This is a genomic window from Paraburkholderia sp. A3BS-1L (genome assembly GCF_051125215.1).
In the GTDB taxonomy this organism is placed as follows: Bacteria; Pseudomonadota; Gammaproteobacteria; order Burkholderiales; family Burkholderiaceae; genus Paraburkholderia.
Genome location: NZ_CP120445.1, coordinates 656,437 through 674,456 on the forward strand (window position 1 = coordinate 656,437; position 18,020 = coordinate 674,456).

Consider the following 18,020-nt stretch of genomic DNA (forward strand, 5'->3'; position numbering starts at 1 on the left):
CGTCCACTTGCCGTATCTCGAGGTGATCGATGCTGGTCTCGCTTCTTCTCGGCGCCGCAGTCGGCGCCATTCTCGGACTCACGGGCGCCGGTGGCGGCATCCTGGCCGTACCCGCGCTCGTATTTGGAATGGGATGGCCAATGCAGCAGGCCACGCCAGTTGCGCTTGTCGCCGTCGCGGGCAGCGCGGCAGTGGGCGCGCTCGAGGCGTTCCGCAAACGCCTGGTCCGTTATCGCGCCGCGTTCCTGATGGCCGCGCTCGGGGTCCCCGCCACGGCGGTGGGAGCGCGCCTCGCACGCGCCCCGCCCCAGAGGCTGCTGCTCGGCTTGTTCGCCTGCGTCATGCTTTTCGTTGCCTTCCTGCTACTGCGTCAGACGCTCAGGCGCAACGCACCGGCAAAACAAGCGTCGCCGCTTTGCGTCGCTCATGTCAACCCGGCAACAGGCCGGTTTGACTGGTCATGGCCCACTGCGCTGGCACTGGCGGCGACCGGGTCGCTTACCGGCCTGATGACTGGGCTGCTCGGCGTGGGCGGTGGATTCATCATCGTGCCGTTGATGCGCAAGCTGACCGACGTATCCATGCACGGCATCGTAGCAACGTCGCTGATGGTGATTGCGCTGGTTGGCAGTGGCGGTGTGCTGGCGACGGCGATGCATGGCACAGCATTTCCGTTCGACATCGTCCTGTGGTTCAGCTCCGCGACCGCCGCGGGGATGTTAGGTGGGCGCCTCGTTTCGCATCGCCTGGCCGCCCATCACGTCCAGTCCGGGTTTGCGGCCATCCTCGTATGCGTGGCGCTCGGCATGCTCGCCAAGGCCGTCCTCGCATGAACCGGCGGGCGCAGCGAGCACCATGTGCTTCATGCGGGGACGATGGATGATCGCAAATGGCGCGATGTGCCCGACATGACATTCCAGCGCGTGTGGAAACAATTGCCCGTCATGGTTGGACACGCGATTGCGCTTGTCAGGCGGAAAACTCGTCGAACGCTGTTAGCGCGTGGGTGGCGTACATCATCGACGGGCCGCCACCCATGTAGACTGCAGTAGCCAGCACGTCTTCGAGTTCCTGTCTCGTCATGCCAAGCTTCACCAGCGTCTGGACATGGAAGCCAATACAGTCGTCGCACCGGGAAGACACTGCGATACCCAGCGCAACCAGCTCCCGGGTCTTTTTGTCCAGAGCGCTGTCCTTTGTGCCCGCAGCCGCCAGTTGGCTAAATGCCGTCATCAGGTCTGGCTGCGTTTGACGCAGCGCTCGCATCTGGTTGGAGACCGCGCGTACGACGTCTTTAAATACAGGTAATCCACTCATTGCTGTTCCTCCGGCTATCAAAGATCTAACGGAAAATTTGGAAGCCAAAAATAAAGCGAACCAGGCATACCGCTATCGATCTGGCCATTGGGCCACGCGATTCCGGTATCGGGTCCGCCCCATTCGGCCGATCAAGGGATGTGTGCGCTCAAGCCGTGGTTCACGGAAGGCAGAGTATCCGAACGCGGAGCCCACTGTGACCAGCCGCGAGCCGTTGTTGTACGCCTTGCTTACGCCCGTTGCATGCCCGATTTCGTCCGTTCGACGAGATCGAAGACGACCATACCCACCACCATCGCTGCCACGAATCCAATGGCCTTCGGATAGCCCGCACCCAGTGCAACCAGCGCCGGCCCCGGGCAGAAGCCCGCCAGGCCCCAGCCGATACCGAAGGCGGCGCTGCCGAGGACGAGCCTTGGCGTAATTGCCGTGCTTGCCGGAAGCTGCACAGGCAAGCCCAGAACTGGTTGCGCGTTTTCGTGTTTGAAAACACGCGGGCGCACAGTGAAGCGAGACCGCGAGTGATTTCAGGGGTGACATTTGGGGAAAAGCGACCGACACCCCATAGGGCATGGTAGTTTCATCAGGATAACAGATGAAAATGTGCGCACCAATGCCTCGCGCGGGGTGCCATCACCGTGGTAGCTGCCCGAAGAGGGGGCGTCAGCCGTAGTGCCGAAGGTTGATCATCGTATACGCGAGCGTCTTGAACGCGTAGTGCACGTCACTGATGCGTTCAAAGCGCAGCAGCAGACGGCGGAATTTATCTTCCCAGGCGAAGACGCGTTCGATGGTGCGAAAGCGTTCCTCGAATATAGCCGGATCAAAGCGCTGCCTGCGTCCGCGTTTGGGTGTCTTGCGACCACGCGGATTTTCGGGGATATTCGGGATCATGCCGAGATTGAAGATCGCCTTGCGGTTGGCCCGGCAATCGTAGACGCCATCCAGACTGACGGTCGAACCGTGCAGGTTAGCGCCAATGGCGCGAGCCATTCCGGTGAGTTTGGGCAGCGCGTCGCGCAGCAGCGGCGACTCATTGCGGTTGCCCGGCGCGCTTACGAATGGCGCGATGATGTTGCAGTTTCGATCGCAGAACGTAACGACCTTGTCGCCATTGAGATGTTTGTGTCCGCTGTACCCGAGATTGTCGCCGCCTTTCTTTGCCGCAGTCGTGGTGCCGTCGCCGTGGATGACTGAAAGGTCGAGCAAATGGTCCTGATGAAGTTGATGGACCGATCCCGAAAAGATCCGCCCGATGCTGCCATCGGCATGCCAGCGCCGCATCGCACGGTAGATGCGCGTGTAGTGAATTTCGGGAAGACCTTCTGCATTCCTCTCGATTGGCAGCATCTTCCATTGGCATCCCATGTACAGTGCCTGGAGGATGTAGTTGAAGAGCTTGTGCAAGGACAGCGTGGGGGAAGGACCGCGACGGCCACGCCCCAGATGCGGCAAGACAAACTGCTCGAACTGCACCTCGCTCAATTTCGTTGGAATCCCTTGCCAGCATGGGTTTGCGGTCATGCGCTGCGTCCAGAAATCTGGACTCTACCCGATCAGGTGCCGTCGGCCCGAAACCCGCTCCGGAGCTGACTTGCAGACAAATTCAACGATCTCGGAAAACTAGCAACCAGTTGATCCTGATCAATCGTCATGAGTGGCTCGCGGGACCGCTGCTCGGCCTCGCCACCATCGTGCTCACGCTGCCTTCGATCGCGCTATTCGGTCTCATGATCCCGTTCTTTTCGCGCTTCGGCCAGGGCATCGGCGCGGTGCCCGCGATCACGGCGGTGTTCCTCTATTCGCTGCTGCCGATCATGCGCAACACCTGGCTCGCGCTACACAACGTGGAAGCCGGTATCAAGGAAGCCGGCACCGGCATCGGCATGACCTCGTGGCAGCGCCTGCGCCTCGTGGAGCTGCCCCTCGCGGTGCCCGTGATTCTCGCGGGCGTGCGCACAGCAGTCGTGATGAACATTGGCGTGATGACGATTGCCGCCGTGATTGGCGCGGGCGGTCTCGGCTCGCTGATCCTGCGCGCCATCGGCCAGAGCAGCATGATGAAGCTGCTGGTGGGCGCGGTGCTCGTGAGCGTGCTCGCGATCGTCGCCGACCTGATCCTGCAATGGCTGCAGCGCGCGTTGACACCGAAAGGAGTGCAGAAGACATGATCGAACTCGAAAAGCTGACCAAGACCTTCACGCATAAGGACGGCCAAGCCGTGCGCGCCGTCGACTCGGTGAGCCTTTCGGTGGCCGAAGGCGAAATCTGCGTGTTCCTCGGCCCCTCGGGCTGCGGCAAGACCACCACGCTCAAGATGATCAACCGCCTCATCGAGCCCACTTCGGGCCGCGTGCTCATCAACGGCGAGGACACCTCGGGGCTCGACGAAGTCGACTTGCGCCGCCATATCGGTTATGTGATCCAGCAGATCGGCCTGTTCCCGAACATGACCATCGAGGAGAACATCACGGTGGTGCCGCGCCTGCTCGGCTGGGACAAGAAACGCTGCGCCGGGCGTGCGCAGGAGCTCATGTCGATGGTCGCGCTCGATCCGAAGCAGTATTTGAAGCGCTATCCGCGCGAGCTCTCGGGCGGCCAGCAGCAGCGTGTGGGCGTGATTCGCGCGCTGGCAGCCGATCCACCCGTGCTGCTGATGGACGAACCGTTCGGCGCGGTCGATCCGATCAACCGCGAAACCATTCAGAACGAGTTCTTCCAGATGCAGCGGCAGTTGAAGAAGACTGTGATCATGGTGAGCCACGACATCGACGAGGCCATCAAGCTGGGCGACCGCATCGCCGTGTTCCGGCGCGGGCAGCTCGTGCAATACGATCACCCCGACACGCTGCTCGCGCGCCCGCGCGACGAATTCGTCGCGCGGTTCGTGGGCCAGGACAGCACACTCAAGCGCCTGTTGCTCGTGAAGGCCGGCGACGCCGCCACGCAGCCCGAAACGGCGCGCGTGGACACGCCGCTCGCGCACGCCTTCGCGGTCATGGACGAAACCGATTGCCGCTATCTGACCGTGCTCGACGATGCGGGCCATGCGCTCGGTTACGTGACGCGGCGCGCGGCGCGTGGTGGCGACGGCGCATGCGGCGAACGCGTGACGCCGTTCCCGGCCAGCGTCTCGGCGGACGACAATCTGCGCATCGTGCTCTCGAAGATGTACCAGTTCAGCGCTTCATGGATGCCGGTGCTCGACGGCGACGGCGCATGGATAGGCGAAATCACGCAGGACTCGATTGCCGCTTATCTGAGCTCGGGACGCTCGCGGCAGCAAACTGGCCAGCCGCCAGGCGGCCCGCTTGCCTTCGCAGCCGCCGCCAGCAACGCGACGGCCTGACCGGCACGGCCGGGTTGGCGCAGCGCGCATCCGCATCACATGGGCGCGCGTTGCGCCGGCGTTGTTAAGCGTTTCCTAAGTTTCACACGCGCAGAATGTCCGGCTCCCGCAACACGCCGCAAATCGCCGGCGCTCCAGGTTTCACGCATGAAACGCACGTATCAACATCGCGGCCACACGCTCCACGTGAGCGTCGAAACGGTCTGCCGCACGCGCAAGGGCGCCGCTGCGCTCGACCACGTCGCCTTGCTCCTGATTTCCTCGGATGAAACCATGCCGTTCGCTTCGCTGCGCATCGACCGCGTGGCGGGGCGGGCGTTTGCATCGGAAGCGGAAGCGTTGATGGGGGGCTACAGCATGGGCTGCAGCATCGTCGACAAGCTCGTCGGCGGCGGCGAGTTGATGACGGCGAGTATCGCCAGCGGCGCAATTTAATTCGGATACCTTAGATACCGCCGCGACCCGGCGATTCACGACGGCGAATGCGTCTTGATCGCGTCAAGCGTCGCACGCCGCGCGATCCAGCGCACCGCGAATACCGTTGCGGCCGCGATCCCAACCACGCCCAGACGAAACTCCGGCGTCGCAAACGACATCTCCGGCACGCGCAGCACCACGATCGCGACGAACACGGCAGCTTGAATGAACATCGTCACCAGGGCGATGACGAACAGATCTGCACGCAATCGTGCAAGAAACGGTGCAGACGGCAGCGGCTTCATGGCAAGACTCACTTCAGGGCGCAGAGGCTTCGCGATGTTAGCGAAGCCTGGCTGAAGAGAAGCTTAAGCACATGGCGGACTCACGATGGACAAGCGGCCTTCATGCCACAATGAAAGCCGCTTGTCAGCACAACACTTTCATCCTGCAAGAAAGCGCTGCGCGAGCCGCACCCATGCCGCCGCGCCCAGCGGCAGCACCTGGTCGTTGAAGTCGTAGCCGGGGTTGTGCACCATGCAGCCGCCGAACTCGCCCTCGCCATTGCCGAGCAGCAAATAACAACCCGGCACCGCGTTGAGCATCCACGCAAAGTCCTCGCTGCCGTTCAGGCCCTTGGGGGCCTGAACGACGACATTCTCCGCTCCCACCAGTTCCGCGCAAACCTGTTGCGCAAGCAACGTTTCGTCAGGCGTATTGACCATCGGCGGCGTGAGTTGCCGGTAGTCGATCTGCGCCTGGACGCCGTGCGCCTGCGCCGTGGCCGCCACGATCTCGCGCACGCGCTGCTCCACCAGTTCGCGCGTCTCGGGGCGCGCCGCGCGTATGTTGATGCCCAGCGTCACCGTTTCGGGTATCACGTTGTGAGTCGCGCCGCCCTTGATGAAGCCCACCGACACCACGGCGGTGTCGTCGGGCGCGACGTTGCGCGCAACAATCGTCTGCAGCGCCGTGATCAACGCGGCAGCCGCCACGACCGGATCCTTCACGCGGTGCGGCATGGCCCCATGGCCGCCCACGCCCTTGAGCGTGACGTCGGCCACATCGGATGAAAGGCTCACCGAACCCGGGAGCACACGGAACGTACCCGCCGGCACGCCCGGCATGTTGTGCAGTGCGTAGACCGCATCGCACGGAAAGCGTTCGAACAGTCCGTCGTCGATCATCGCCTTCGCACCGCACAGGTTCTCTTCGTCGGGCTGGAAGATGAGGTTGAGGGTGCCGTCGAAGTCGCGCCGCTGCGCCAGCGTTTTAGCTGCCGCAAGCAGGATGGCCGTGTGGCCGTCGTGACCGCATGCGTGCATCTTGCCCGCGTTCTGGCTCGCATAAGGCAGACCGGTGTTCTCGACAATGGGCAACGCATCCATGTCGGCGCGGATGCCCAGGCGCCGCTTGCCCTCGCCCACTTTCAGTTGCCCCACCACCCCGCTGCGCCCGATCCCCGTGTGAACCTCGTAGCCCCACTTCTCGAGCAGCATCGCCACGAGCTTCGCAGTCGCCCCGACCTCGAAGCCCAATTCGGGCTGCGAATGAATCTGCCTGCGAATATCGATGAACGCTTCGGCGTCGATTTCGATCTCGGGCAGCAGCGTGGGCAGCAGTTGAAACGGCGTGAGCGTGGGTTCGCGCTTCATAGGGGCGGGTCCTTGTGGTGTTCCAGAGGTTCGAATGAATCAGTCGGCGCGGCGCTCGCGAATGCTCCGGACCGCGAGCAGCGTGACGAGGCCGCAGGCCACCATGTAGAGCGCCGGCGCAAGCGGGTTGCCGGTCTTCGCGATGAGCCAGGTGACGACGAACTGCGAACTGCCGCCGAACACCGTCACGCCCACGCTGTAGATCACTGAGAGGCCGCTCGCACGCACCCCGGCCGGCAACATTTCCATGAACACGAGCAGCATGGGTGTCGAGCCGAGGTTCGCGGACGCCGTCAGCAGCACCGAGAGCGCCAGCACCAGCGGCACGCTGGGAAAGCGCGTCATGAGCCAGAACGCAGGCACCACCGCGATGAGGTTGAAAGCGACCGCGCCCATCACGAGCGGCTTGCGGCGCGTGAGACGATCGGCGAGCCGCCCCGAGACGAGCGAGGCGACCAGCATCGTGACCCCCGTGGCGCAGCCCGAGAGCAGCGACAGCGAAGGCGGCATTTTCAGCACGCGAATCATGTAGGTGGGCATGAAAAACACCACGAGATACATGCCGACCGTACCCGCCGTGACCGAGAGAATGCCCTGGAGCACCTTGCCGCCGTGCTCGCGCATGAGCATGCCGAGCGGGCTGGGCGCATCGGGCGCGGCCTCGTGCGTCTCGTCGAGCTTCGCGCGGATATAGAGTCCCACCGGCGCGATCGCGAGACCGATGAGAAACGGCACGCGCCAGCCCCAGCTTTCGAGCGCATGCGGCGTAAGCGTTGCGTAAAGCACGGCGCCCGTGAACGCGCCGACCAGCGCGGAAATGCCCTGGCTGCCCAGTTGCCAGCTCACGCGAAAGCCGCGCTGCCCCACCGAACCCGCTTCCATCAGCATGGAGGTGGCCGCGCCAATCTCGCCGCCGAGAGAAAAGCCTTGCAGCAAGCGCCCCGCGAGCAGCACGAGCGAGCCGTACACGCCCGCCTGCGCATAGGTGGGCGCCAGCGAAATGCACAGCGTGCCGGCCACCATCAGCGCAATGGTGAGCGTCATGGCCGCCTTGCGGCCGCGCCGGTCGGCATAGCTGCCGATCACGAGGCCACCGAGCGGACGCATCACGAAGCCGATGCCGAAGGTGGCCACCGCGAGCAGCAGCGAGCCAAACGGACTCTCCGATGGAAAGAAGAGCCGGCCAATCAGAAGCGCGAAAAAGCTGTAGACCGTGAAGTCGTACATTTCGAGCGCATTGCCAATCGAGCATGCGGCAATGAGGCGGAACTGGCTCTGGCGCACCGGCGCGTGGGCGGGGGTGGCGCCCGCGATGGCGAGCGTGGCGTCATTCATGGCGGATCTCCGCAAGCGGGGTTGAACATCGCGTTCGTGGCGTTCGTCGTGCGCCGCGAGTGAGAGCCGGCAGGCACGCATCGATATTCAGGCAAGGTTCATTTTTGAAAAAAGTGAGAAATTTTCATCGTGATAACCAGATAGAATCGCCGTCATAACCATCGGTCAGCGGACATCGGGACAAATACCGACGCTCCTGGACATGCCGCCCCGGTCATGCGAAGCACTGGAGGCAATCGTCGGATGAAACTGCACCAATTGCGCGTGCTGCTCGCGCTCGCGCAGCACGGCAGCATGCACGAGGCATCGCGCAGCCTGCACGTCTCGCAGCCCGCGCTTTCCAAGGCGATTGCCGAGCTGGAACGCGAACTGGGCGTGACGCTCATTTCGCGCTCGGTGCGCGGGGTGAGCCTCACGAATTACGGGCGCGCGCTGGTCAAGCGCGCGAGCGTGGTCGAGCATGAATTGCGTCACGCGCTCGAAGACATCGAATCGATGCGCGGCCACGCCGAGGCGCAACTCAATATCGGTTTCTCGGCGGTCGCGTCGAGCGGCCCTTTGCCGGAGGCCATCGCCGCTTTTCGCGCGCGTTTTCCCTCGGTCGCCATTCGTGCCTACGAGATGCGCCCGCAGCAGATTCTCGAAGGCCTGCGCGAAGGTCATCTCGATCTCGCGCTCATCTCCACGAACAGCGGCCCCGGCACCAGCGCGTTTCAATGGGAGCCGCTTTTTTCGGTCGGTATGCTGGTGGCTGCTCGCCCCGGTCATCCGCTCGCGCGCGCGACGCGCATCCGCTCGCTAATCGATGCGGAGTGGCTCACGCTCGATCCGCTCGACGACCCCGGCAGCCCGCTCGCGAGCCTGATGCGCCTGCACCGGTTGGAGATGCCGCGCAATATCGTGCAGAGCAGTTCGAACCTGCTCGGGCTGCAACTGGCCACGTGCACGGACCTTATCAGCGTATGGTCCGACTTCGTGTTCTACGGCCGCACCGGACCGCTCGTGCTGAATCCCGATGCGCTCAAGCCCCTGCCGATTCGCGATGAGCTGCCGGACTATCACGTGTTCATGGTGTACCGCTCGCCCGATCTGATGACGCAGACCTGCCTCGAATTCAGCAAGGAGGTGCGTCATCGGGGCCGCAAGATGGCGTCGCCGCGTGTTGCGGCACAGGCGGCACAGGGGGCGCAGGCGGCACGAGCGGCACCGGCACCGGCGGCGGCGCGAACGCGCAAAGGCGCAAGCACGGCGAAATGAGCCACACGCCCGCCTCATCGTCTTTCGTCTGACCGCCGCATCATTTCGATAACTCTTGAAATATCGAAATATAAGGTATACGCTCTCGGCCATGGACTCCAGCCTTGCCGTACGCGCCCTCGGCGCGCTTGCTCATGATTCGCGTCTCGCGATTTTCCGCTCGCTCGTCGTTGCCGGAGAAAACGGCATGGCGGCCGGCGAAATCGCACAGCAACTGGATCTCGCTCCTTCGAGCCTCTCGTTCCATCTCAAGGATCTGTCCCACGCGGAACTCGTGAAGTCGCGCCAGGAAGGACGCTTTGTCATCTACACAGCGAACTTCGATGCAATGACCGATCTGCTGGGCTTTCTTACGGAAAACTGCTGCGCTGGCGCGGCGTGCGCCGTGAACGCGCCTCCCCAAGCCTGCGGCAGCCATCACAAATCTTCGCGATGACCACCAACGTACTCATTCTGTGCACCCACAACTCAGCGCGCAGCGTGCTTGCCGAAGGCATGCTGACTCACTGGGCGCACAAGCTCGGCAAGGACGTGCGGGCCTATAGCGCTGGCAGCGCCCCGAGCGGACGCATCAACCCGTTCGCGCTGGAGGCGCTTGCGAACGCCGGCGTCGACACGCGAGGCTACCGCAGCAAAAGCTGGGACGAATTTGCAGCAAGCGATGCCCAGCCAATGCGCGTGGTCATTACCGTGTGTGACAGCGCAGCGGCAGAGCCATGCCCATACTGGCCGGGCAGTCCGGTCACGGCGCACTGGGGATACCCCGACCCCTCGCATGCCGCTGGCGGCGACGAAGGCAAGCGCCAGGCGTTCGAGCTCACGCGCCAGGCCATCGGCTATCGCATGCTGCAGCTGCTCGCGCTTCCTCTGGATAACTTATCAAACGCCGATCTCCAGCACGCGCTGAACGGCATCCTGCACAGCTGACACGCTCCACAATCCCGATGAATACGCCCACCAATGCAGCCACCGCTGCGAACGCCGCGCCCAAGCCCGCTATCAGCTTCTTCGAGCGCTACCTGAGCGTCTGGGTCGCGCTGTGCATTGTCGCTGGCATCGTGTCGGGGCGGGTTTTTCCGGGCGTGTTCCAAGCCATCGGCCGCATGGAATACGCACAGGTCAATCTGCCGGTCGGCCTGCTCATCTGGGTGATGATCGTGCCGATGCTCGTCAAGGTCGACTTCCGCTCGCTCCATGAAGTCCGCCAGCACATCAAGGGCATCGGCGTCACGCTCGTCGTGAACTGGCTCGTCAAGCCGTTTTCCATGGGGTTGCTGGGCTGGCTGTTCATCAAGCACGTATTCGCGCCGCTGCTGCCCGCCGCGCAACTCGACAGTTACGTAGCCGGCCTGATTCTGCTGGCTGCCGCGCCATGCACGGCCATGGTGTTCGTCTGGAGCCGGCTGACCGGCGGCGACCCCCTTTTCACGCTGTCGCAGGTCGCCCTGAACGACAGCATCATGGTGGTCGCATTTGCGCCGCTGGTCGGCCTGCTGCTCGGCATTTCCGCCATTACGGTGCCGTGGGCGACACTGCTCACGTCGGTCGTGCTCTATATCGTGATTCCGGTAATGCTCGCGCAGATACTGCGAAAGCTGCTGCTCGCCAACGGGCAATCGGCATTCGACGCAATCATGGCGAAGATCGGCCCCTGGTCCATCGCTGCGCTGCTGGCAACGCTTATCCTGCTGTTCGCCTTTCAGGGTCAGGCGATTATCGAGCAGCCGCTCGTGATATTTTTATTGGCAGTCCCGATTCTGATTCAGGTCTTTTTCAATGCGGCGCTTGCCTATGGGCTTAATCGCGCAGTCGGTGAAAAGCACAATATTGCTTGCCCATCCGCGTTGATTGGTGCGTCCAATTTCTTCGAACTGGCCGTGGCCACCGCGATTGGCCTGTTCGGCTTTCACTCGGGCGCTGCCCTCGCAACCGTAGTTGGCGTGCTCATCGAGGTGCCGGTCATGCTGCTCGTCGTGCGCATCGTCAACCGCTCTAAAGACTGGTACGAATGCGCGTGAACAACACGCGCGCCCACATTCGCCGCCAATCCGGAGAACCCATTTGCCCGATCTCACCACCGTTTTGCCGCAACTCGATACGGCGCACTTCAGAATTCCCGATATCAGCCAGTTGCAGCCGGGGAAAATTTCGACACATCCGCCGCGCATTCTGCTGCTTTACGGCTCGCTGCGGACACGCTCGTTCAGCCGGTTGTTGACCGAGGAAGCCGCGCGGCTGCTCACGGCAATGGGCGCCGACGTGCGCACCTTCAATCCAGGCGGTTTGCCCTTGCCGGACGACGCGCCCGAAACGCATCCGAAAGTGGTCGAGCTGCGCGAACTCGTGCAATGGTGCGAAGGCATGGTCTGGTGCTCGCCGGAGCGCCACGGCGCCATGACCGGAATCATGAAGTCGCAGATCGACTGGATTCCGTTGTCCGTGGGCGCCGTTCGGCCGACCCAGGGAAAGACGCTCGCGGTCATGCAGGTGAGCGGCGGCTCGCAGTCGTTCAACGCCGTCAACCAGATGCGCGTGCTCGGCCGCTGGATGCGCATGCTGACCATTCCCAATCAGTCGTCGGTTGCCAAGGCGTTTCTCGAATTCGACGAAGCCGGGCGCATGAGGGCGTCTGCGTACTTCGACCGCGTGGTGGACGTCATGGAGGAACTCGTGAAGTTCACCTTGCTGACTCGCGACATCGGGCCTTATCTGGTGGACCGGTATAGCGAACGCAAGGAAAGCGCGGAGGAATTGTCGAAGCGGGTGAATCAGACTCGCATCTGAAACCGTGGATATTTGAAAACCCCGATGCACGTTGAACACATCGGGGTCATTGCCGGCGCTCGTCATGCAGCACGAGTCGCGCTTCCAGCCCGCCGCCCGGGCGGTTCTGCAGCGAGAGCTGCGCCCCCATTGCACTAGCCAGTTGACGTGCAATCGCAAGGCCCAGCCCCGTGCCGCCCGTACCGCGATTGCGCGAGGTTTCGAGCCGGTGGAACGGTTCGAACACCGCTTCCAGCGCATGCTCGGGAATGCCCGGCCCACGGTCGAGCACCGCGATCGTGACCTGCGCTTCGCCCGGCCCCTCGCTCAATGCAATCTCCGCCGCGCCCGCGAATTTCAGCGCATTGTCGACGACATTGCCGACGATGCGCTTGAGCGCCTGCGCGCGCGTCACCACCGCGAGCGGCGCGCGCGCCTCGTAGCGCACGTCGCTGCCGGCATCGGCGTAATCGCACACGAGACTGTCGAGCAGCGCGTCGAGGTCCACGCGCACCGGCGTCTCGGCGGTGCCATGCAGCGTGCGCGCGTAGGCCACGCCCTCTTTCACGAGCTGCTCCATCTCTTGCAGGTCCTGCCTGAGCCTCGCGCTCTGGACGCCGTCGTCCATGGTGTCCACGCGCAGGCGCATGCGCGTGATCGGCGTTTGCAGATCGTGCGAAATGGACGCGAGAATCTGCATGCGCTCGGTCATATAGCCGGCGATGCGCGTCTGCATCGCGTTGAATGCGCGCGCGGCGCGCGCGACTTCGGAAGGGCCGCTCTCGTCCAGATGCCCGGCCTTGAGGTCGGGGCCCAGCGCGTCGGCGGCGCGCGCGAGCGCATCGAGCGGACGCGTCGCGATGCGCACCGCGAGCCAGCAGCACACGGCCAGCACCACGAGCTGCAGAATCAGCACGAGCGGCAGCCAGCGCGAGAGCGGCAGCGCCGCCTGGGGGCGCACGTCGATGGTAAGCGGCGAGCCGTCGCTCAACCGCAAATGGACTTGCAGATGCTCGCGCTCGCCGGGAATCGCATTGACCGTGAGCGCGTAGTGCTTGCCGATGCCCTTCGCGATAGCCGACTCGTAACGCCGCGAAAGCTGTGCGTCGGGCGCAACGCCAGGCATGCCCGGATCGAGCATGAAGGCATAGCTGCGCCGCGCGAGCTTCGGCAGCCAGGCGGCGCGCTGCGCGGGCGGCAGGTTGTCGAGCAAGGCCACCGAGCTGGCCACTTCGCGCTCGACATAATCCATCATCATATTGGCCGTGGATTCGTCGCGCTCGGTGAGCGTCAGCCAGACCGACAGCGTCTGCGCCAGCGCGAGGCCCACGCAGAGTATCAGCGCGAGCCGGGCAAACAGCGTGCGCGGCCAGCGCAACCTCGGGCCGCGCGACGCCGCCGCGGCGGCCGCGCCGCGCTGCGCGTCGTGACTCGCGGTGCTCATGGCGCCCCTTCGATCACGTTCACTGCCGACGAGAACACGTAGCCCTCATTGCGCAGCGTCTTGATGTAGCGAGGCTCGCGCGCGCCGTCGCGCAGGCGCTGCCGCAAGCGGCTCACGAGCAGATCGATCGAGCGGTCGAACGCGTCCGCCTGGCGCCCTTGCGTGAGGTTCAGCAGTTGATCGCGCGTCAGCACGCGCTGCGGGTTGTCGAGGAACACGCGCAGCAGCCGGTATTCCGCGCCGGACAGTGCCACGAGCGTGCCGTCCTCGTCGAGCAGATGGCGCGCCGTGGTGTCGAGCCGCCATTCGCCGAAGCCGAGCATCGACGCCGTCTCGCTCACCTGCATGCCCGGCGGCAGCATGCGCGTGCGGCGCAGCACCGAGCGGATACGCGCGAGCAACTCCCGCACGGCGAACGGTTTCGCAAGGTAGTCGTCGGCGCCCATTTCGAGGCCGACGATGCGGTCCGTTTCCTCGCCGCGCGCCGTGAGCATGAGCACCGGCACCGCGCGCAAGCGGCTCGCACGCAAGTCGCGGCACAGCACGAGACCGTCTTCGCCGGGCATCATGAGATCGAGCACGATGAGGTCGGGCGCGCCGTTCTCGAGCGCCGCGCGCATCTCGCGCCCGTTCGCAGCGAGCGACACGCGCATGCCGTTCTTTTCCAGGTACTCGGCAATCAGCTCGCGAATACCGCGATCGTCGTCGACGATCAGAATGTGGTCGGTCTTTTCCATGCGCCGATCATACGCTGCGTGGCGCCGGCTTGCGCCTGCCATGACGCGTGACTTTCTCGCGACGCGTGAGCGTCGCGAGCGAGCACGACAGCGGATGCACTGCCTCGGTCGCCAGCCCGCCGGCCAGCAGCGCGAGCACCGCCAAGAGCCGCTTCACGCATCCTCCACGACGGAAAGACTGGCGCCGTCGTTCAGGCCGGCTTCCAGCGCATAGGGGTCCACGCCGTCGAGACAACCGAGGTTCACGCGCCATCGCACGGGGTCCTTGCGTGTCTGATGAAATGGATAGATGCCGCAGTGCTTGCAAAAGTAGTGCTTCGCCACGCGCGTATTGAATTGATAGAGCGTGAGGTTGTCCTGGCCGCTCACGATGGTCAGCTCGCTCGCGGCGAACAGCGGCGACATCAGCGCGCCCTTGCGGCGGCACAGGCTGCAATTGCAGCGCGAAGCGGGCGTGAGCGCGGTGCGGACCGCGAAGCGCACGGCCCCGCAGTGACAGGAACCGTGCAGCGTTTCGGCATTCATGGTGCATTCTCCTCGTCGCGTCGATAGCGTTGGCTACGTTATAGCGCAGCGTGCGCGGCGGCATGTATCCCAATGTATCCGGGCGGATGGCCGATACAAAAGATTGCACAAGCACGCTGGCATGGTCGAGAATGAAGACCTCTTCTCACCCATTGCGATGTCATGAAAATCGCTGCACTCTCGGACATTCACGGCAATCTCGCCGCGCTCGATGCCGTCCTGCGCCACATCCGCTCGCAGGACGCAGACCTGATCGTCAATCTCGGCGACATCGTGTCCGGATCGCTCTTGCCAGCCGAAACGGCCGACCGGCTGATGGCGCTCGACCTGCCCACCATTCGCGGCAACCACGAACGGCAACTGCTGGGCAGTGACATCGAGCCTATGAGGCAATCCGACCGCTTCGCGCGCGCGGCGTTGCGCGCCGACCAGCTCGACTGGATCACGCGGCTGCCGGCCACGCTTAGCATCGGCGATGACGTGCTCATGGTTCACGGCACCCCGGACAACGATCTCGACTATTTTCTCGAGACCGTGACGGATGCGGGATGCCGCGCCGCCACCCTGGAAGAGGTCGAGCGCCGCGCGGGCCATGGTGCGGAACGCCTGATTCTGTGCGGTCATACACACATGCCGCGCTGCGCGACACTTGGCGATGGGCGGCTCGTGGTCAATCCGGGCAGCGTGGGACTTCAGGCCTACGACGATGACCGCCCATGGCCGCATCGCATCGAGACGGGTTCGCCGCACGCGCGCTATGCAACGGTCACGCGCACGGCGTCAGGCTGGCGCGCCGAGTTTCATGCGGTGGAGTATGACTGGGATGCGGCAGCGGATCTGGCGCGCGCCAATGGGCGGCCCGAGTGGGAACGGGCGTTGCGTGAGGGGCGGTGTTGAGGGGAACGTTCGGGTTGGAGTGTCGATCATCGCGCCTCGCCCTCCACCTCCTTCATCGTACGCAAGCAATCTCGTGCAAGCTGCTGATAAAGCCGCGTGCCTTCCGCCTTGCCGGCAATCTCCGCTTCATCCAGACGCCGCACGACGCGTCCGGGCACGCCGGCCACCAGCACGGCGGCCGGCACTTCCCAGCCCGCCTTGACGAAAGCACACGCGGCGACGATCGTTTGCCTGCCGACCGCGACGCCGTCCATGACGACGGCGTTCATGCCGATCATCACGTCCGGTTCGAGACGGGCGCCGTGCACGACCGCCCCATGTCCGATGTGGCTATTGACGCCCAGCCAGCAGGTCTCGCGAACGCCGACGTGCAACGTGCAGTTATCCTGAACATTACTGCCTGCTTCGATCACGATCGCCCCGAAGTCGCCGCGCAGGCTCGCGTGCGGGCCGATATAGCAATGCGCGCCAATCGTCACGTCGCCAATCACGACTGCGGAAGGATGCACATACGCGGATGCGTCGACGCGAGGACGCATGCCGTTGAGTTCAAAAAACGCCATGAAGCGGCTCCGTTGCAGTTGAGGTCGCCGGGTGCGCGGCGGCCCCGGCGTGTTTGTTGTTGATGTAATCGAGGCCGGCGCGGGTGGCGGCACGGCTCGTCGATGTCTCGTAGTGCAGCGTGCCGTCGCGGCGCAAGCGGGCGGCAACCGCTAGAATTGCGTTTTTTTCCCGGAATACGCCAATGTCCTTTGCCTCGCTTGGCCTGATCGATCCCTTGCTGCGCAATGTGCAGGACCTCAATTACCAGACACCCACGCCGGTGCAGGCCAAGGCGATTCCTGCTGTGCTCGGTGGCAAGGACGTCATGGCCGCGGCACAGACCGGCACGGGCAAAACGGCGGGGTTTGCGCTGCCGCTGTTGCAACGGCTGGTGCAACACGGCCCGGCAGTGTCCAGCAACCGCGCGCGCGTTCTGGTACTGGTGCCCACGCGCGAACTGGCTGAACAAGTGCTGCAAAGCTTTATCGCCTACGGCAAAGGTCTCGACTTGCGATTTCTGGCCGCCTACGGCGGTGTGAGCATTAACCCGCAGATGATGAAGTTGCGCAAGGGCGTGGATGTGCTCGTTGCCACGCCGGGCCGTTTGCTGGACCTCAATCGCCAGAACGCCGTGCAGTTCGATCAGGTACAAACGCTGGTGCTGGACGAGGCCGACCGCATGCTCGATCTCGGCTTTGCGCGCGAACTCAACGCCGTCTTTGCGGCCCTGCCCGCCCGGCGCCAAACCCTGCTGTTCTCCGCCACGTTTACCGACGATATCCGCGCCATGGCGGCGAACATTCTGCGCGGCCCAGTCAATATCAGTGTCAGCCCGCCCAATGCCACGGCCAGCAAGATCAAGCAGTGGGTGGTGCCGGTGGATAAAAAGAACAAGCCTGATCTCTTCATGCACCTGGTGGCCGGGAACAAGTGGGACCACGCGCTGGTGTTCGTCAAAACCCGCAAAGGCGCGGATTACCTGGCGGCCACACTGGACGACGCGGGCTATGCGGTCGACACCATCCACGGCGACAAACCACAACCCGCGCGTCTGCGAGCGCTGGAGCGCTTCAAGGCCGGCGAAGTCAACATGCTGGTAGCCACCGATGTGGCTGCGCGAGGGCTGGATATCGACGACCTGCCGCTGGTGATCAACGTCGATCTGCCGATCGTGGCGCAAGACTATGTGCACCGTATTGGCCGCACCGGCCGCGCGGGCGCCAGTGGCGTGGCGGTGTCCCTCGTGTGCGCCGATGAAGCCCCGCAGCTCGCCGCCATTGAAGCGCTGATCGGGCAAACCCTGCGTCGTGAAGAGGAGCCGGGTTTCGAAGCCGACCACCGCGTGCCGGAAACCAGCGCGACGGGCCAGATCATCAAGAAACCCAAAAAGCCCAAGAAGCCCAAGGTGCCGCAAGCCGCGCCGGTCGCTGCGCAGATGCCCGGCAAAAAACCGCGCCCGCAAGGTGGCGAAAACAAACGCAAGCCCGCGGCACAGCCCGCTGCGGCCACGGGTATGGACACGAGCTTGACCGCCGGTAGTCCATTCAGCGTGCAAAAGCCACGCAGCAAAGCCGCCGGCAAGCCAGCCGCGGGGCCACGTACGCCGGCAGGAAAACCGGCTGGTGGCCGCGGCAAGCACCGCCCCTGATCCGTGGGGTCTCCGCCACCTCGCTACGCCAGATCGTCACGCGCAGCACACGATCTCTGGGGCACCGGCGATCACAGCGTTATTCCACGTAATTGGGAAAATTGCCAAATTTGCAATAAATCTCCACGTGGAG

General features: G+C 64.0%; 20 protein-coding genes and 2 pseudogenes. 11 read left to right on the top strand and 11 right to left on the bottom strand.

Going from position 1 to position 18,020, the window contains the following annotated elements:
* The first annotated feature begins 29 nt into the window (after positions 1-29).
* The gene (locus tag P5W99_RS33685) at positions 30-833 is read left to right on the top strand and encodes a sulfite exporter TauE/SafE family protein (protein WP_434665636.1); all 804 of its coding nucleotides are present in this window, start codon (positions 30-32) and stop codon (positions 831-833) included.
* Positions 834-969: 136 nt separating this feature from the next.
* Here P5W99_RS33685 and P5W99_RS33690 read toward each other — a convergent pair whose 3' ends face one another.
* The 3 genes and pseudogenes from P5W99_RS33690 to P5W99_RS33700 form a co-directional block, all read right to left on the bottom strand.
* Positions 970-1,317 carry a carboxymuconolactone decarboxylase family protein gene (locus P5W99_RS33690; RefSeq protein ID WP_421048255.1) on the bottom strand — a complete coding sequence of 116 codons (348 nt, stop codon included), beginning with the start codon at positions 1,315-1,317 and terminating at the stop codon, positions 970-972.
* A gap of 230 nt (positions 1,318-1,547) precedes the next feature.
* Positions 1,548-1,787 (bottom strand): annotated as a pseudogene (locus P5W99_RS33695) (DUF6691 family protein); the annotation flags it as partial.
* 193 nt (positions 1,788-1,980) lie between these two features.
* Complete coding sequence (locus tag P5W99_RS33700) at positions 1,981-2,841, bottom strand: transposase (protein ID WP_434665639.1); 861 nt, start codon at positions 2,839-2,841, stop codon at positions 1,981-1,983.
* Positions 2,842-2,954: 113 nt separating this feature from the next.
* Between P5W99_RS33700 and P5W99_RS33705 the strand changes: the two are divergent.
* The 3 genes and pseudogenes from P5W99_RS33705 to P5W99_RS33715 form a co-directional block, all read left to right on the top strand.
* Positions 2,955-3,488 (top strand): annotated as a pseudogene (locus P5W99_RS33705) (ABC transporter permease); the annotation flags it as partial.
* The gene (locus P5W99_RS33710) at positions 3,485-4,666 is read left to right on the top strand and encodes an osmoprotectant ABC transporter ATP-binding protein OsmV (protein ID WP_434665642.1); all 1,182 of its coding nucleotides are present in this window, start codon (positions 3,485-3,487) and stop codon (positions 4,664-4,666) included. The pseudogene P5W99_RS33705 and the gene P5W99_RS33710, both read left to right, overlap by 4 nt.
* Before the next feature lie 147 nt (positions 4,667-4,813).
* Positions 4,814-5,101 (top strand): hypothetical protein, encoded by a 288-nt coding sequence (locus tag P5W99_RS33715; protein ID WP_421028143.1) that lies wholly within the window; start codon positions 4,814-4,816, stop codon positions 5,099-5,101.
* A gap of 35 nt (positions 5,102-5,136) precedes the next feature.
* On the opposite strand, the gene P5W99_RS33720 is transcribed toward P5W99_RS33715, so the two are convergent.
* From P5W99_RS33720 to P5W99_RS33730, 3 genes are all read right to left on the bottom strand, one after another.
* On the bottom strand, positions 5,137-5,388 hold the full coding sequence (locus P5W99_RS33720; protein ID WP_421028144.1) for a hypothetical protein: 252 nt from the start codon (positions 5,386-5,388) through the stop codon (positions 5,137-5,139).
* Between the two features lie 138 nt (positions 5,389-5,526).
* Complete coding sequence (locus P5W99_RS33725) at positions 5,527-6,738, bottom strand: M20 aminoacylase family protein (protein ID WP_421028145.1); 1,212 nt, start codon at positions 6,736-6,738, stop codon at positions 5,527-5,529.
* Between the two features lie 39 nt (positions 6,739-6,777).
* Positions 6,778-8,073 carry an MFS transporter gene (locus tag P5W99_RS33730; RefSeq protein WP_421028146.1) on the bottom strand — a complete coding sequence of 432 codons (1,296 nt, stop codon included), beginning with the start codon at positions 8,071-8,073 and terminating at the stop codon, positions 6,778-6,780.
* Between the two features lie 243 nt (positions 8,074-8,316).
* Here P5W99_RS33730 and P5W99_RS33735 point away from each other — a divergent pair, with 243 nt between their 5' ends.
* The 5 genes from P5W99_RS33735 to arsH all read left to right on the top strand — a co-directional run bounded on the left by P5W99_RS33735 (position 8,317) and on the right by arsH (position 12,114).
* Positions 8,317-9,330 (top strand): LysR family transcriptional regulator, encoded by a 1,014-nt coding sequence (locus tag P5W99_RS33735; RefSeq protein ID WP_421028147.1) that lies wholly within the window; start codon positions 8,317-8,319, stop codon positions 9,328-9,330.
* 91 nt (positions 9,331-9,421) lie between these two features.
* Complete coding sequence (locus P5W99_RS33740; protein WP_421047586.1) at positions 9,422-9,766, top strand: ArsR/SmtB family transcription factor; 345 nt, start codon at positions 9,422-9,424, stop codon at positions 9,764-9,766.
* Complete coding sequence (locus P5W99_RS33745) at positions 9,763-10,257, top strand: arsenate reductase ArsC (RefSeq protein ID WP_434665649.1); 495 nt, start codon at positions 9,763-9,765, stop codon at positions 10,255-10,257. Before P5W99_RS33740 ends, P5W99_RS33745 begins: the two co-directional genes overlap by 4 nt.
* A 17-nt stretch (positions 10,258-10,274) precedes the next feature.
* Positions 10,275-11,348 carry an ACR3 family arsenite efflux transporter gene (gene arsB / locus P5W99_RS33750; RefSeq protein ID WP_434665652.1) on the top strand — a complete coding sequence of 358 codons (1,074 nt, stop codon included), beginning with the start codon at positions 10,275-10,277 and terminating at the stop codon, positions 11,346-11,348.
* Positions 11,349-11,391: 43 nt separating this feature from the next.
* Positions 11,392-12,114 (top strand): arsenical resistance protein ArsH, encoded by a 723-nt coding sequence (arsH, locus tag P5W99_RS33755; protein ID WP_421028151.1) that lies wholly within the window; start codon positions 11,392-11,394, stop codon positions 12,112-12,114.
* Positions 12,115-12,160: 46 nt separating this feature from the next.
* Here arsH and P5W99_RS33760 read toward each other — a convergent pair whose 3' ends face one another.
* From P5W99_RS33760 to P5W99_RS33775, 4 genes are read right to left on the bottom strand one after another with little or no spacing between them, the layout of a single operon-like run.
* Positions 12,161-13,537, bottom strand: a complete 1,377-nt coding sequence (locus P5W99_RS33760; RefSeq protein ID WP_421028152.1) for an ATP-binding protein — start codon at positions 13,535-13,537, stop codon at positions 12,161-12,163.
* A complete protein-coding gene (locus P5W99_RS33765) occupies positions 13,534-14,274 on the bottom strand; it encodes a response regulator (RefSeq protein ID WP_421028153.1) in 741 nt (246 codons plus the stop codon). The genes P5W99_RS33760 and P5W99_RS33765 overlap by 4 nt, the downstream gene beginning before the upstream one ends.
* A 7-nt stretch (positions 14,275-14,281) precedes the next feature.
* A complete protein-coding gene (locus P5W99_RS33770) occupies positions 14,282-14,431 on the bottom strand; it encodes a hypothetical protein (RefSeq protein WP_421028154.1) in 150 nt (49 codons plus the stop codon).
* Entirely contained in the window at positions 14,428-14,799 is a 372-nt protein-coding gene (locus tag P5W99_RS33775; protein WP_421028155.1) for a GFA family protein, read from the bottom strand. The genes P5W99_RS33770 and P5W99_RS33775 overlap by 4 nt, the downstream gene beginning before the upstream one ends.
* A gap of 162 nt (positions 14,800-14,961) precedes the next feature.
* Here P5W99_RS33775 and P5W99_RS33780 point away from each other — a divergent pair, with 162 nt between their 5' ends.
* Positions 14,962-15,696, top strand: a complete 735-nt coding sequence (locus P5W99_RS33780) for a metallophosphoesterase family protein (protein ID WP_421028156.1) — start codon at positions 14,962-14,964, stop codon at positions 15,694-15,696.
* A 26-nt stretch (positions 15,697-15,722) separates the two neighbouring features.
* Here the strand turns inward: P5W99_RS33780 and P5W99_RS33785 are convergent, their stop codons facing one another.
* The gene (locus P5W99_RS33785; protein WP_421028157.1) at positions 15,723-16,259 is read right to left on the bottom strand and encodes a transferase hexapeptide repeat family protein; all 537 of its coding nucleotides are present in this window, start codon (positions 16,257-16,259) and stop codon (positions 15,723-15,725) included.
* Positions 16,260-16,441: 182 nt separating this feature from the next.
* Between P5W99_RS33785 and P5W99_RS33790 the strand changes: the two genes are divergently transcribed.
* Positions 16,442-17,887, top strand: coding sequence for a DEAD/DEAH box helicase (locus tag P5W99_RS33790; RefSeq protein WP_421028158.1), 1,446 nt, complete (start codon positions 16,442-16,444; stop codon positions 17,885-17,887).
* The last annotated feature ends 133 nt before the right edge of the window (positions 17,888-18,020 follow it).

Coding starts and splice junctions, on each gene's coding strand:
- P5W99_RS33685 (WP_434665636.1), top strand. CDS start 30: ATGCTGGTCTCGCTTCTTCTCGGCGCCGCAGTCGGCGCCATTCTCGGA.
- P5W99_RS33690 (WP_421048255.1), bottom strand. CDS start 1,317: ATGAGTGGATTACCTGTATTTAAAGACGTCGTACGCGCGGTCTCCAAC.
- P5W99_RS33700 (WP_434665639.1), bottom strand. CDS start 2,841: ATGACCGCAAACCCATGCTGGCAAGGGATTCCAACGAAATTGAGCGAG.
- P5W99_RS33710 (WP_434665642.1), top strand. CDS start 3,485: ATGATCGAACTCGAAAAGCTGACCAAGACCTTCACGCATAAGGACGGC.
- P5W99_RS33715 (WP_421028143.1), top strand. CDS start 4,814: ATGAAACGCACGTATCAACATCGCGGCCACACGCTCCACGTGAGCGTC.
- P5W99_RS33720 (WP_421028144.1), bottom strand. CDS start 5,388: ATGAAGCCGCTGCCGTCTGCACCGTTTCTTGCACGATTGCGTGCAGAT.
- P5W99_RS33725 (WP_421028145.1), bottom strand. CDS start 6,738: ATGAAGCGCGAACCCACGCTCACGCCGTTTCAACTGCTGCCCACGCTG.
- P5W99_RS33730 (WP_421028146.1), bottom strand. CDS start 8,073: ATGAATGACGCCACGCTCGCCATCGCGGGCGCCACCCCCGCCCACGCG.
- P5W99_RS33735 (WP_421028147.1), top strand. CDS start 8,317: ATGAAACTGCACCAATTGCGCGTGCTGCTCGCGCTCGCGCAGCACGGC.
- P5W99_RS33740 (WP_421047586.1), top strand. CDS start 9,422: ATGGACTCCAGCCTTGCCGTACGCGCCCTCGGCGCGCTTGCTCATGAT.
- P5W99_RS33745 (WP_434665649.1), top strand. CDS start 9,763: ATGACCACCAACGTACTCATTCTGTGCACCCACAACTCAGCGCGCAGC.
- arsB (WP_434665652.1), top strand. CDS start 10,275: ATGAATACGCCCACCAATGCAGCCACCGCTGCGAACGCCGCGCCCAAG.
- P5W99_RS33760 (WP_421028152.1), bottom strand. CDS start 13,537: ATGAGCACCGCGAGTCACGACGCGCAGCGCGGCGCGGCCGCCGCGGCG.
- P5W99_RS33765 (WP_421028153.1), bottom strand. CDS start 14,274: ATGGAAAAGACCGACCACATTCTGATCGTCGACGACGATCGCGGTATT.
- P5W99_RS33775 (WP_421028155.1), bottom strand. CDS start 14,799: ATGAATGCCGAAACGCTGCACGGTTCCTGTCACTGCGGGGCCGTGCGC.
- P5W99_RS33780 (WP_421028156.1), top strand. CDS start 14,962: ATGAAAATCGCTGCACTCTCGGACATTCACGGCAATCTCGCCGCGCTC.
- P5W99_RS33785 (WP_421028157.1), bottom strand. CDS start 16,259: ATGGCGTTTTTTGAACTCAACGGCATGCGTCCTCGCGTCGACGCATCC.
- P5W99_RS33790 (WP_421028158.1), top strand. CDS start 16,442: ATGTCCTTTGCCTCGCTTGGCCTGATCGATCCCTTGCTGCGCAATGTG.